The organism is Dietzia papillomatosis NBRC 105045, assembly GCF_001570845.1.
Classification (GTDB): Bacteria; Actinomycetota; Actinomycetes; order Mycobacteriales; family Mycobacteriaceae; genus Dietzia; species Dietzia cinnamea.
In genome coordinates this window covers 1-13102 of record NZ_BCSL01000024.1, presented here as the reverse complement: position 1 = coordinate 13102, position 13102 = coordinate 1, and the positions used below count along the sequence as shown (strand labels likewise).

General features: G+C 70.0%; 13 protein-coding genes. 5 read left to right on the top strand and 8 right to left on the bottom strand.

Annotation, left to right across the window (positions count from 1 at the left end):
* Positions 1 to 97 precede the first annotated feature (97 nt).
* From DPA01S_RS09890 to DPA01S_RS09880, 3 genes are all read left to right on the top strand, one after another.
* The gene (locus DPA01S_RS09890) at positions 98 to 1132 is read left to right on the top strand and encodes an LLM class F420-dependent oxidoreductase (protein ID WP_061915901.1); all 1035 of its coding nucleotides are present in this window, start codon (positions 98 to 100) and stop codon (positions 1130 to 1132) included.
* 123 nt (positions 1133 to 1255) lie between these two features.
* Positions 1256 to 1516 (top strand): ribbon-helix-helix protein, CopG family, encoded by a 261-nt coding sequence (locus DPA01S_RS09885; RefSeq protein ID WP_061227387.1) that lies wholly within the window; start codon positions 1256 to 1258, stop codon positions 1514 to 1516.
* Complete coding sequence (locus tag DPA01S_RS09880; RefSeq protein WP_061227386.1) at positions 1498 to 1752, top strand: BrnT family toxin; 255 nt, start codon at positions 1498 to 1500, stop codon at positions 1750 to 1752. Before DPA01S_RS09885 ends, DPA01S_RS09880 begins: the two co-directional genes overlap by 19 nt.
* Before the next feature lie 9 nt (positions 1753 to 1761).
* On the opposite strand, the gene DPA01S_RS09875 is transcribed toward DPA01S_RS09880, so the two are convergent.
* From DPA01S_RS09875 to DPA01S_RS09865, 3 genes are all read right to left on the bottom strand, one after another.
* Positions 1762 to 2073 carry a hypothetical protein gene (locus DPA01S_RS09875; protein ID WP_157076971.1) on the bottom strand — a complete coding sequence of 104 codons (312 nt, stop codon included), beginning with the start codon at positions 2071 to 2073 and terminating at the stop codon, positions 1762 to 1764.
* On the bottom strand, positions 2043 to 2699 hold the full coding sequence (locus DPA01S_RS09870) for a DUF1707 SHOCT-like domain-containing protein (RefSeq protein ID WP_061915893.1): 657 nt from the start codon (positions 2697 to 2699) through the stop codon (positions 2043 to 2045). Before DPA01S_RS09870 ends, DPA01S_RS09875 begins: the two co-directional genes overlap by 31 nt.
* Before the next feature lie 70 nt (positions 2700 to 2769).
* Entirely contained in the window at positions 2770 to 3648 is an 879-nt protein-coding gene (locus tag DPA01S_RS09865) for a DUF1707 SHOCT-like domain-containing protein (RefSeq protein WP_061915890.1), read from the bottom strand.
* 106 nt (positions 3649 to 3754) lie between these two features.
* Between DPA01S_RS09865 and DPA01S_RS09860 the strand changes: the two genes are divergently transcribed.
* Positions 3755 to 5350: an acyl-CoA synthetase gene (locus DPA01S_RS09860; RefSeq protein WP_181366016.1), complete on the top strand. Its 1596-nt coding sequence runs from the start codon at positions 3755 to 3757 to the stop codon at positions 5348 to 5350.
* A 102-nt stretch (positions 5351 to 5452) separates the two neighbouring features.
* Here DPA01S_RS09860 and DPA01S_RS09855 read toward each other — a convergent pair whose 3' ends face one another.
* Positions 5453 to 6292: a hypothetical protein gene (locus DPA01S_RS09855; RefSeq protein WP_061915886.1), complete on the bottom strand. Its 840-nt coding sequence runs from the start codon at positions 6290 to 6292 to the stop codon at positions 5453 to 5455.
* A 174-nt stretch (positions 6293 to 6466) separates the two neighbouring features.
* On the opposite strand from DPA01S_RS09855, the gene DPA01S_RS09850 reads away from it, so the two are divergent.
* Positions 6467 to 7927: an aldehyde dehydrogenase family protein gene (locus tag DPA01S_RS09850; RefSeq protein WP_061915883.1), complete on the top strand. Its 1461-nt coding sequence runs from the start codon at positions 6467 to 6469 to the stop codon at positions 7925 to 7927.
* Between the two features lie 6 nt (positions 7928 to 7933).
* On the opposite strand, the gene DPA01S_RS09845 is transcribed toward DPA01S_RS09850, so the two are convergent.
* The 4 genes from DPA01S_RS09845 to DPA01S_RS16345 all read right to left on the bottom strand — a co-directional run.
* Entirely contained in the window at positions 7934 to 9478 is a 1545-nt protein-coding gene (locus DPA01S_RS09845; protein WP_061915880.1) for a sensor histidine kinase, read from the bottom strand.
* Positions 9475 to 10917 (bottom strand): glycosyltransferase family 2 protein, encoded by a 1443-nt coding sequence (locus DPA01S_RS09840; protein WP_061915877.1) that lies wholly within the window; start codon positions 10915 to 10917, stop codon positions 9475 to 9477. Before DPA01S_RS09840 ends, DPA01S_RS09845 begins: the two co-directional genes overlap by 4 nt.
* Entirely contained in the window at positions 10914 to 12170 is a 1257-nt protein-coding gene (locus DPA01S_RS09835) for a HEAT repeat domain-containing protein (RefSeq protein WP_061915874.1), read from the bottom strand. The genes DPA01S_RS09840 and DPA01S_RS09835 overlap by 4 nt, the downstream gene beginning before the upstream one ends.
* Positions 12171 to 12272: 102 nt before the next feature.
* The coding region (locus DPA01S_RS16345) for an IS3 family transposase (protein WP_157076970.1) at positions 12273 to 13102 on the bottom strand (830 nt) is incomplete at its 5' end.

Below are 13102 nucleotides of genomic sequence, written 5' to 3'. Positions count from 1 at the left end.
CGAGCGGAGGAGTTCCGGCAAACGGGTTGTGCCCGCGCCGGAGGGCCGGTGCCACAACGTCGGCTCCATCGGCCGGGTGAGGGTGCATGATGGGCGTATGAAACTCGCCTTGCAGCTGGGGTACTGGGGCGCGCAGCCGCCCACCGATCACGCCGACCTCGTAGTGGCCGCCGACCGGGCGGGGTTCGACACCGTCTTTACGGCCGAGGCGTGGGGGTCGGACGCGTTCACGCCGCTGGCCTGGTACGGCTCCATGACGGAGAACATCCGCCTGTCGACGGCCGTCGTGCAGCTCTCGGCGCGCACGCCCACGGCCACCGCGATGAGCACCCTGACGCTCGACCACCTGTCCGGCGGCCGCTTCTGCCTGGGCCTGGGCGTCTCGGGGCCGCAGGTGGTGGAGGGCTGGTACGGCCAGCCGTTCGCCAGGCCGCTCGCGCGGACGCGGGAGTACATCGACATCATCCGCAAGGTCCTGCGGCGCGAGGAACCCGTGACCTCGGACGGCCCGGCCTACACGCTGCCGTACGCCGGCGACGACGCCTCCGGTCTGGGCAAGCCGCTCAAGTCGATCGTCCACCCGCTGCGCGAGGACGTACCCATCTGGCTGGGCGCCGAGGGCCCCAAGAACGTGGCGCTGGCCGCGGAGATCGCCGACGGCTGGCTGGGCTTCCTCGCCTCCCCGCGCACGGCGTCGGAGTTCAACGCCTGGCTCGACGAGGGCTTCGCCCGCCCGGGCGCGCGCCGCACCCGCGAGGACTTCGAGGTGGCGTTCCTCTGCCAGCTCCACATCACCGACGACCGCCGCGCGGTGCTCGACGCCTACAAGCCGTTCACCGCTCTGTACGCCGGCGGCATGGGCGCGGAGGAGAAGAACTTCCATGCCGAGGCGTTCCGCCGCATGGGCTTCGCGGACGAGGTCGAGGAGATCACCCGCCTGTTCCGCGCCGGCCGCAAGGACGAGGCCGCCGCCGCGGTGCCGGACGAGATGGTGGAGGCCACGGCGATCATCGGCGACGAGGCGTCGGTGCGCGAGCAGATCGCCGAGTGGGAGGCCGCCGGCATCACGATGCTCGTCGTGACCTGCCGGTCGGTCGAGGAGATCGAGAAGCTCGCCACGCTCCTCGACTGAGGGGCTTCGGCGGGGCCCCCGGCGCGGCGGCGCGCTGACCTGGGGTGCCCTGGAAGGGGCGTCTAGGGCACGGCACGTGCGCGGGGGTGACCGCCGAGGACAATTCGTATTACACTAGTCGCCATGGAGCGGAAGATCGAGGGTCGCGATGTGACCGAGAGCCAGATCGACAAGTGGGTCGACGAGGCGGAAAAGGGATATGACCCGGAATGGCTCCGCCCGCGAATGGGCAGGCCGGTTCGCGCGGGTGGCACGTCCAAGGTCGTCCCCGTCCGTTTGACGGACGCTGAGCTCGAAGCCGTGATGGCACGTGCGGAGCGCGAGCACCTCAACCGGTCCGACGCGATCCGCAGGGCACTCGCGGAGTGGGCCTCGGCCTCGTGATCCTTCGGCGGTCGGCGTTCAAGCATGGCCTGACCGAAGGGGAGATTCGCACCGCATTCGATTCTCCGCTGTTGACCGGTCCACTCGACGATGACCATCCACAACGCATTCTTGCCCTGGGGTTCGACACTGTGGGTCGGGTGCTCGAGATCGTCGCGTTGCGGTATGACGATGGTTCTATCGAGATCATCCACGCAATGAAGGCTCGGAAGGCTTACCTGGATCTTCTCGACTGAGGAGGCCGTCTACGGGGCGTGGATGCTCTTGGGCTCTCCGGTGTGGTCCACGAGTAGGTAGCCGCTCAGGTGGACCTCGTTGCTCACGTACACCCGGTACTGGGGCAGGCCCTGCTCGTCGGCGTCGATGATGACGTACGTGCTGGTGGGGTCGGGGATCCCGAGGGTCTCGGGGGCGCCGCGGACCACGGAGGCGACGAGGGCCGGGTCGATGTCGGCGATCCGGAACGTCGGGTCGGGCAGGGGTGAGGCGGGCGAGTCGTCGCGGTCGTCCCAGCCCCCGCGGTAGGTCATGCGGAACTCGCGGCTGGGGTGCTCCACGTCGGGCCAGGTGAGGACCGCGTACTCGGGGTACACCACGAGGTCGGTGGCCACCTCGGAGCCGGCGGCGTCGGGTGCGGTGTCGCGGATGCGGGTGAGGCCCTCCGCCGAGAGCGCCGAGGGGGTGTCGAAGACGCGGGCCTCGCCGTCGTCGCCCCCGGCCCCTCGTCCCCCGCGGGCGCGGGCCGGGCGATCACGGACTCGCCGGGGTCGTCGATCGGCCGCGTGTCGTCGCTCAGCGGCGCCAGCGCGAGGAACAGGCCCAGCGCCCCGGCGAGGACCACGGCGGCCACGCCGACGCTCTTGCGGGTGGACCACTGCGTCGGCACCTCGATGTCGCGGATCTGCTCGGCGGAGAGGGGGGTGGTGCGGTGGGGTGACGACGACGAGGTGTTCGTCCGACGGGCGGGCGTGCGGCCGGCGGGGAGGCGGACCTTGCCCTGGAGGTCGGCCACCAGCGGGCGGAGGTCGTCGAGGTGGCGGGCGGCGGTGGCCGCGCGGACGCGTTCGTAGTGCTCCACGCGGTCGAGATGCCCGGAGTCGTGGGCCGTGTCCAGGGCGTCGAGCACGGCGGCGCGATCGGCGTCCGTGGCCCGGAGGGGCGCCGGACCAGAGGTGGTGGCCATGGCCCCGAGGATAGCCGCGGGTGAGAATTCCGTTACCCCCGCGCGGGCCCGGCCGGGTCCGGTGGCGGGATCAGTTCGGGGCGTCCACGCGCAGGACGTCGCCGTCGTGGTCGTAGCGGACCGTGCCCAGGCGTTCGCCGGCGTGCACGGCGACGGTGAACTCGGGCTCGCCCAACACGTCGGCGAACACCGAGACGTGACTGACCGGGGCGCCCTCGCGGCCCAGCTCGGCGGGCGCGGACTCGAGTGCGTCCATGACCGTGGTGGCGTCGATCCCGTCGAGCCGGAAGGTCGCCGACTCGGTGCGCGAGTGGAACGAGGGTTCCTGCCACTCGCCCCCGCTGAACTGGTGCGACAGGCGCTTGCCGGGCTCGGTGGGGTCCTCGTACATCAGGGTCGCGCGGTTGCCGTGGACGGTGAGGACGTCGATCGGGGCGTCGCCGAACTCCTCGCGGGCGGCGGCGAGCATCCGCTCCAGGCCTTCGCTGGTGTGGAGCGGGCCCGGCTCGGCGGGGGCGGAGATCGACGGGAGGCCCGGGCCCGGGGTGTCGTGGGGCAGGGAGGCGACCACCGCGACGCCCAGCACGACGAGGGCGGCGGCGACGCCCGCCACGACCGGCCACTGACGCCGGCGCGTGTCGCCCGCGGGCTTCTCGCCCCCGTGCTTCTCGAGCCCGGCGGCGTCCCCGGCGCGGGCCGGGCGGCCGCTCTCGTCGGGCAGGTCGGTGGTGACGCCCTGCAGGTCGGCCACGAGGGGGCGCAGCTCGTCCACGTAGGTGGTGCGGTGGACGGCGCGGGTGCGCTCGAGGTGCTCGAAGCGGTCGAGTTGGCCGTCGGTCATGGCGGCGTCGAGGGCCTTCCACACCGAGTCGCGCTGGGCGTCGGTCGCGCGGAGTCGGCGGCGCGGCGACTGGTGAGAGCGCGAGGGGCGTTGGGGATTCGGGCTCATGACGACGAGGATAATCCCGCCTCCGGCGCCCGGCGTGTGGCCGTCGTGTGCCGCGCTGGGCCGAAGTTCCGACGTCGTGGCGATAACACGTTCTAGTGTGGAGGGCATGACTGCGTCCGCCCCGTCCGTTCCCGCCGACGCCGGCATCCTCGACCCCCGCACCGGGGAGCACGTGACCAGCGTCTATCGCATCGCCCAGGCCGAGCCCGGCCGCACCGCCGTCATCGAGGCCTCGGGCCGCCAGGTCATTTTCGGCGAGCTGGCCGACGCCGCACACGGCTACGCGCGCGGCCTGCAGGCGCTGGGCCTGACGGCCGGCGACGGCATCGTGCTGCTGGCGCCCAACGGGATCGGCTTCCTCGAGGTGTACTTCGCCGCCCTGGAGATCGGCCTGTACGTGGCGCCGGCCAACTGGCACCTCACCGGGCCGGAGGTGGCGTACATCCTGGAGAACTCGGGCTCGACGGTGTTCGTGGCCGACGAGCGGTTCGCCGACGTGGCCACCGCCGCCGCGAGCGAGGCCGGGCTCGACCCCGCGCGCTGCTACGCGATCGGCGACGTCCCGGGCTTCCGGCCGCTGGCCGAGCTCACCGCGCCCGCCGAGGGCTCCGACCCGCTGCCGCGGGACCGCACGCTCGGCGCACCGATGCTCTACACCAGCGGCACCACCGGCCGGCCCAAGGGTGTGCGGCGCCCGCTCACCGGGGCGAGCCCGGACCAGGTGACGGTGCCCAACTACTACTTCTTCGCCGGCTTCGGCATCGAGGGCTCGGACAACGTCCACATCTGCGGCTCGCCGCTGTACCACACGGCCGTGCTCAACTTTGTGGCCATCTCGCTCAACCTGGGCCAGGCCGTGGTGCTCATGGACAAGTGGACGCCGGAGGAGATGCTGCGGCTCATCGACGCCCACGGCGTCACGCAGTCGCACATGGTGCCCACGCAGTTCTCGCGGCTGCTCGAGCTGCCGGAGGACGTGCGGGCGACGTACGACGTGTCGAGCCTGCGGACGATCGTCCACGGCGCCGCGCCGTGCCCGCAGCACGTCAAGCAGGCGATGCTCGACTGGTGGGGGCCGGTGCTCACGGAGTATTACGCCGGCACCGAGGGCGGCGGTTGCACCATCACCGGCGAGGAGTGGTTGCGCAAGCCGGGATCGGTGGGGCGGCCGTGGCGCACCACCACCCTCAAGATCCTTGACGACGACGGCAACGAGGTGCCCACCGGGGACACCGGCAACGTGTACCTCCAGATGCACGGCTCGCGATTCGAGTACCACCAGGACGCCGAGAAGACCGCCAAGACCTACGTGGGCGATCTGTTCACGATGGGCGACATCGGGTACGTCGATGAGGACGGCTACCTGTTCCTCTGCGACCGCAAGAACGACATGATCATCTCCGGCGGCGTGAACATCTACCCGGCCGAGATCGAGGCGGAGATGACCCGCCACGACGCGGTCCGCGACGCCGCCGTGTTCGGCATCCCGCACGCCGACTGGGGCGAGGAGGTCAAGGCCGTCATCGAGCTGGCGGAGGGCTACACCGAGTCCGACGAGCTCACGGCGCAGATCCTCTCCGACCTGAGCGCCCGGCTGGCCAAGTACAAGATGCCGCGCTCGATCGACGTGGTGGACGAGCTGCCCCGCCAGGCCAACGGGAAGCTGATGAAGCGCACGCTGAAGGATCCGTACTGGGCGTAGCCGGGGACCTGGACCGGCCCTGAGAACGACCGCACCCCCTGCCGATCGGCAGGGGGTGCGATGTTCGGTGTCAGCGCTGTGCTGCGCTCGGGTGCGGCGGGATCAGCTGCCGAGGTCGCCGAGCGAACCGGCGAGCGAGCCGAGCGGGGTGCCGGCGATCGAGCCCTGCACCGGGGTGCAGGTGCCGCTGCCGACCGGGTAGGTGCCGGTCAGGGTGGCGGTGCCGGTCATCGAGTTGGTCTCGGGGGCGACGGGGCCGCCGACCTGGACGCCGACGCCCGTCTTGGCGTCGAGATCGCCGAGCTTGTAGGTGAGCGTGAAGCCCTCCTCGACCGAGCCGGAGACGGTGGGCTCTCCGGCATTGTCGGACCAAGCGTAGTCCGGCATGCCGAACACACTCGCACGCGGCTTGAAGAACGACACGCCGACGTCCTGGGAGGTGGGCGCCGCGGTGAAGGTGTTCGGCTGGAACGTCAGGGTGAGGACCGCGTCATTGATCGGCACCTGGGTGGCGACCGGCGTACGCCAGTAGAAGGTGTTGCCGTTGATCCAGTGCTGGAGCTGCAGCTCGCCGGGGCTGTCGAAGCCGGAGCTCAGCTCGGAGACGAAGCCGCCATTCGCGGGGCTGTTGACCGGCTTGCCGTCGCGGTCGAGGTAGAGGTCGCCCTCGCCGACCGTGCGGGCGTTGATCGCCTCGGCGACCCAGTTGACGTCGCAGCCGACCGAGCGGTCGCCGTCGACGGTACCCAGGTTGGTGCCGAGAGCGGGGCCGTCGTCCTCGGGCGCGCCGATGGAGCCGAGCGAGCCGGCCGGGATGCTGGAGCCGGCCGCGGTCGAGGCGGCCTGGGCCTCGAACATGAACTCGGCGGACTGGGCGTTGGCGAGGGGAGTGGACGCCAGGGCGGCGACCGCGAACGCGGCGAGAGTGACGCGAGTGCGCATGGATTCTCCTCCTTACGTGTGGAGGAATGTGACATGGGCGATGTAAGCACGTCCCCAAGCGATTGGCTACTCGATAAGAGTTTTGTGAAAATATTCACCTATTTAGAATCTTCTGTAACGTCCCGTGCTTCCAGCCGGCTCGCACATGGCGAGAACACGTTCTACCCTGGGGGCATGGCCACGACCCCCACCGCCCGCGACCTCACGCTCGCGCAGATCCTCGAGCGGCAGCAGCAGGCCTTCCTCGCCGACCCGCAGCCCGGCGCCAAGATCCGCCGCGACCGCATCAGCCGGCTCAAGAAGCTCGTCCTGGACAACGCCGCCGAGCTCACCGAGGCCATGCGCGAGGACTACGGCTCCCGCCCCGAGACGCTCTCCACGCTCTCCGACATCGCCTCCTCGATCCCGGACCTGGACCACCAGCGCGGCCACGTCCGCAAGTGGATGAGGCCCACCCGGCCTTCGCGCGCCCTGGACCGCCTGGGCTTCACGCAGCAGATCCGGCACGACCCCAAGGGCGTCGTGGGGATCATCGGCCCCTGGAACTTCCCGCTCTACCTCACGATTGTCCCCGCGGGCTCCGCGCTGGCCGCCGGCAACCGGGTGATGATCCGCCCGAGCTCGGTCACCGCGCACACCACGGAGGTGCTCTGCAGCCGGGCGCCGGAATACTTCGCCGTCGACGAGCTGGCCTTTGCCGGCCCCGAACACGGCCGCGGGTCCGACTTCTCCCGCCTCCCGTACGACCACCTGTTCTTTACCGGCTCGCCCGGCGTCGGCAAGTCCATCGCCCGGGACGCCGCCGAGAACCTCACCCCGGTGACCCTCGAGCTCGGCGGCAAGAACCCGGTGGTCGTGGACGCCTCCGCCGGCCTCGAGCGGGCAGCGCGCAACATCGCCTCCGCCCGCCTGGTCAACGGTGGTCAGGTCTGCATGTGCCCGGACTACGTGTTCGTGCACGACGACCAGTACGACGCGTTCTGCGAGACCGTGTTGGACCAGTGGCGTCGCACCCTGCCGGCGATCGTCGGTAACCCGGACTACACCGCCACGGTCAACACCTCGAACTACGAGCGGATCGTCGGGCTGGTGGACGACGCCGTGGCCAAGGGCGCGACCAAGCGGGAAGCCGCACCGGCGGGGGAGAGTCTGCCCGACCCGGTCACCCGCAAGATCGCGCCCACCCTGCTCACCGGCGTCACCCCGGAGATGGACATCGACTCCGACGAGGTGTTCGGCCCCGTCCTCACCGTCTTCGGCTACCAGAGCGTCGAGGAGCCCATCCGGTACATCACCGACCGTCCCAGCCCGCTCGTCCTCTACTGGTACGGGGAGCAGAACGACCGCTTCGACACCGTCGCCGACCGCACCCGCTCCGGCAACATCTACGGCAACGACTTCGGCATCGGCATGGTCTCCTCCGCCATCCCCTTCGGCGGCGTCGGCAACTCCGGCATGGGCAACTACCACGGGCACCACGGCTTCCGGACCTTCACCCACGAGCGGGCCGTGGCCATGCACCGCTTCGACTACTCGGCCGCCGAGTTCATGGTCCCGCCGTTCGGGCCGGACAAGAAGCGGCAGGCGTCGATGTACTTCGGCGCGATGAAACTGCGGACGCGGCTGGGGTTGTAGCCCGGCTCAGGTGGTGGGCGACCCGGCGCCGGCGCTCCACAGGGGGACCGCCAGCCGGAACGTGGTGCCCTCGCCCTCCACCGAGTCGAAGTCGAGGCCGCCGCCGTGCGCGTCGGCGATCGCCTGCACGATGTTCACCCCCAGGCCGGTCCCGGGGATCGAGCGGTGCTGGGCGGTGCTCGACCGGAAGAACCGGGTGCCGAGGTGTTCCTGTTCGGCCTCGGGGATGCCGATGCCCGTGTCGGCGACCGTGACGGTGGCGACGTGCTCGTCGACGGTCAGGCCGACGGTGACCGATCCACCTCCGAGCGTGAACTTTATCGCGTTGCTGACGAGGTTGGTCACGGCCCGCTCCAGCTGGAGGGCGTCACCGATGACCTCGGCCGGCTCGACCTGTTCGACCAGCGCCAGGCCCGCGCGGTCGGCCGCGGGCTGCAGCGACTCGGTCACGTTCCTCACCACCTCGCCGAGGTCCAGCCGCTCGTGGGCGATATCGAGGTTCTGCGCCTCGATGCGGCTGAGGATCAGCAGGTCCTCGATGAGACCGCGCAAGCGGTCGGCATTACGTTGGACCACCCCGACCAGGCGATGTTGCGCGCTCGTCAGCTCCCCGCCGTCGCCGTCGCAGAGCATCTCCGTGTAGCCCACGATCGACGCGAGCGGAGTGCGCAGCTCGTGACTGACCGTGGAGACGAATGCGTCTTTCTGCCGGTCCAGCTCCTCGAGCCTGCTGAGCTGCTCCTCGCGCCCGGCCTCATAGTCGTCCCGCGTGTCGAGCAGGGTGTTGAAGGCCTCGGCCAGCGCGCGTACCTCGGCCGGCCCGTGGTCGGTGCGCGCCCGGGTGCCCCGGCCGCCAACCGTGTCGAGTCGGGCCACGGCGGCCAGCTCCTCGATGGGGTCGACGATCTCTTCGGCGGTCCGACGGGTCCCGCGGACGATCGCGAGGGCGTCGGCGAGGGTCATCGCTAAGGCCGCTGCCGAGCCGCCGACCAGCACCCGGGTCCGTAGGCCACGCATCCGGACGCGCTCGTCACTGGCGAGGGTGTGGATCGAGTCCGCTGCCGCGATCATCTCGGAGAAGTCGGCCAGCGCGCTGACGGATTGCGCGCGGCCGGTCGGATCGTCGGCGGCCGAGTACCCCTCCTCCATCCCCACGATCGAGTCGGCGTACGACCACCAGCTCGCGGACGATGCGGTCAGCCTTGCCAGGGCGGGGGTGAACTCGGCGTCGTCGCCGATCAGCCGGTCCAACTCGGCGAGCGTCTCGTCGGAGTCGGTTTTGAGCGCCCGCAGTCGGTCCTCCGCCCCCGTTACGTCGTAGACGCGATCGATCCGCAGGTCGGACTGGGCCCACCGCATCGCGATCACCAGGTGGCTCGTGGCGTCGACGACCGGCGTGTAGACGGTGCTGGTGCGCTGCGAGAGCTTGTACTGGAGGAGCAGCATCAGCGGCCCCAGCAGCGCCACCACCACGACGAGGATCAGCATCCGGCGGCTCTTGTCGCGCAGGATCCGCGAGACCTCGGGCGCCTGCTTCTCGCGCGGGCTCATGACACGTTCTCGGTCGTGAATCCGCGTCGCGTCATGACGCCCCAGTTCTGCTCGGTCCCGCGGAGTGCCTGCCACCAGCCGCGCAGTCGCCACACCACGTGGAGCTGGCGGTAGCCGATGTTCTCGAGGACGGCCGAGCTGATGAGCGAGAGCAGACTCCCGAAACGGTAGTAGCGCGAGAAGTACACCTCGTCGACGGCGGCGGCCGCCAGCGCCACGACGATCGCGTATCCGTAGGCGACCGCCAGGAACAGCCAGAACGTGGTGGGGTTGACCAGGTCGAGAGCGAATCCGAGGACCATGAGGACCAGGCCGACGGCCTCGATGAGTGGCGCGAACAGTTCGAAGGCCCAGTAGTAGGGCACGGCCAGGACCCCGGCCCGCCCGTAGCGGGGGTTGCCGAACATGACGCGGTGTTTGACGAGGGTCTCCCACAGTCCCCGGTGCCAGCGGGCGCGCTGCTTACGTAGGACCGGCAGCGTTTCCGGCACCTCGGTCCAGCACACCGGCTCGGGCACGAATGTGACACTGTACTCTTGGTCGCGCTCCCGCAGCAGGCGGTGGATGCGCATGACCAGTTCGAAGTCCTCTCCGATGGAATCGGGGTCGAGGCCGCCGACCTCCACCAGCAGATCACGGCGGAAGCAGCCGAAAGCCCCGGAAATGAGGATGAGGGCGCGGAGCTTGGACCATCCGGAGCGGCCGAGGAAAAACGATCGCAGGTACTCGAGCGCCTGGATCTGGGCGAGCACGTTGCGGGACATCCGGACGTCGATGATCTGTCCGGAGCGGATGGTGCACCCGTTGACGACCCGGACTACGCCGCCGGTAGCGGCCGTGCGGAGCGGGTCGTCGGCGAAGGGTTCGGTGACGACGAGCAGGGCGTCGGGGTCGAGCAGGGAGTCACCGTCGACGCAGATGATGAGGTCCTCGACGGAGGCGTTGATGCCGACGTTGATCGAGTCGGAGCGGCCGGAGTTGGCTTTGTCGATGACCGTGAGGCGGGTGTAGCCGTCGCGGGGGACGTAGATGCCGCGGGGGGTCTGCCGGGTGGGGATCTCGTAGGGCACCTCGCGGTCGGCGCGGACCAGGTCGAACGCCTCGATGAGGACGCGGAGGGTGTTGTCGGACGACCCGTCGTTGACGACGATGACCTCGTGGCGGTGATATCGGAGGCCGAGGAGGGACCTGGCGGCCTCGACGACGCCGGCCTCCTCGTTGTAGGCGGGGACGACGACCGACACGCCCGGCGCCGTGTGGCTGCCGAGCCGTTCGACACGACCGGAGTGACGACGACGACGACGCGTTCCCCTGAAGTCGACGGCCGCGGCGATCACGAGCACCAGGTACGAGGAGTTGATGAGCAGGAAATAGACGAGGATGGGCCAGGCGATCACGTCGAGCAGCGTCGCGATCACCACGCGGAGGGTCTCGATCACGGGGTGGGCTCCTCCTCCTGTGGGGCACGTTCCGGGTCGTTCTCGGTGGCCCGGCGGGCGGTCGCGGCCATCTCGTACAGGTCCGGCGTGCGGTCACGGATGCCGAGTGCGGTGACCGCGCCGAGCGAGGCGAGGGCCGCGAGGTCGGCGGGTGACGTGGCCGCGGTGTCGCGGACGGAGATCTCCGGCGGGAGCACGCCCTGCCGGAGGGTCTCGACGAGAACCTCGCGGCCGGTCCTCCCGAGGGAGGCCAGGGCTCCGGCGGCCACCTCGGCGAGTCGGCGGTCGCCGGCGGCCAGCACCGAGCGCAGGAGCGGGACACCTGCCGGGGCACCGATCTCTCCGAGGGCCGTGGCCGCGGCCAGGCGGACGGCCGCCGGTTCGCGGGGGGCCAGTGCGCGGCCGAGATCGTCGATGACGCGGGCGTCGCCGATCACCCCGAGAGTGCGCGCGGCCGCCGCGCGGACCCGCTCGTCCCGATCGGTGCGGAAGATCTGGAGGACCCTGGGCAGCAGCGAGGCCATGCCCCCACGCGAGGCGACGGTGGCAGCGACGTACCGCACGCCGGGGTCCGGGTCGTCGAGCCCGCGCCGGACCGCCTCGCGGACGTCGTCGCCCATGGCGAGCAGCGCGTCGGCGGCGACGTAGGCCGGGACGCCGGACAGCCCCTTGACCTCGCGGACCGCACGGAGCACCGCGTCGGCGTAGGTGGCGTCGCCGAGGACCCCGAGGGCGCGCACCGCGGTCGAGCGCACGGCCCGGTCGCGGTCGGAGATCATGCCGGCCAGCACGGGGGAGTACTCGGTGCGCCGGGTGGCACCGAGGACCTGGGCGGAGCGGGCGCGGGTGGTGGCGGACCACGAGTGGACGCCGCGGAGGGCGCTCTCGACGGTGCCGTGCCGGTCGAGGATGTCGACCAGCGCGGTGGCGGCCCCGCCGCGGACCTTGCCGAGTAGGTCGAGGACGGCCCGGTCGACGACCCGCTCGCGGTATCTGCCGAGTTTCCCGAGCGACTCGTCGTCGGACTCCTCGTCTGCGGCGAGCGCCAGCAGGCGCGGGCGGAGTGGCTCGAGGACGCGTGCGATACGGCGACTGCGGCTGACCCGTGCTACGTGCGCCCAGATCATCACCACGACGAGTACGCCGATCGCGGCGATGAGGACCCACAGGGAGGCCGTGAGGACGCCGGAGGCGATCTCCGGCGCGACGTCGTCGAGCAGGGAGGGCGAGGGGTCGTCGTAGGAGGGCAGCACGGTGTGGATCCCGCGGGGCTAGCGGCCGAGCAGCGCGTCGACCCGGCGGAGCAGCTCCCGCGGACTGAACGTGGAGTGTTCCCGACAAAGTGGCCACCTGAATTAGGCCGCGAGTTCGTAGATGTCTCTGAATCCTAGTTCGAACTCGGCTGGTGTCAAGTAGCCGAGTGTTGAATGTCGCCGCGCTCGGTTGTAATACTCCTCGATCCAAGTGAATGTGCTCTTTGTGAGCGCTTTGAGTGTGGGCCATGGACGCGTGTGGATGAGCTCCTTCTTGTAGCTCGCAAAAAACGATTCTGCGACCGCATTATCGAAACAAATGCCGGTGCGTCCCAGTGATCGCCGAATATTGTTCTTCGTACAATACTTGTCGAATTCAGTGGACGTGTATTGGGTTCCGCGGTCGCTATGGAATACGACTTTGCCGGGCGGTCGCCGTCGAGCGATGGCCATTTCCAGTGCGTCGGTGACCAACTCGGTACGCATGTGGTCGGCCACGGCCCATCCGACGACCATCCGGGAGTGCAGATCGATCACAGTGGCCAAGTACGCCCAGCCGTTCCAGGTCCGCACGTAAGTGATATCGCCGCACCACTTGGTGTTCATCTCTGCCGCGGTGAAGTCGCGACCGATGAGGTCGGGGGCGGCGACAGGGTCGTCGCCAGCGACGGTGGTTCGCTTCCACGCTTTCGGGTGGCGACCCTCCAAGCCTGCTGCTTTCATCAGCCGCCACACCCGCTTGTGAGAGACCCGGTGACCGCCGGCGGCGAGCTCCGCGCGCATACGACGAACGTCGGGGCGGCCGTTGAGACGCTTGTAGAGGCACTCGATCAGCGTGGTCAGTTCGTCGTCCCGGAGGTCTCGCGATGAGCGGGACTTTCCACGCCATTTGTAATAGCGGCTTATATCGTTTTCGGTGCTGGGTTTTCCGG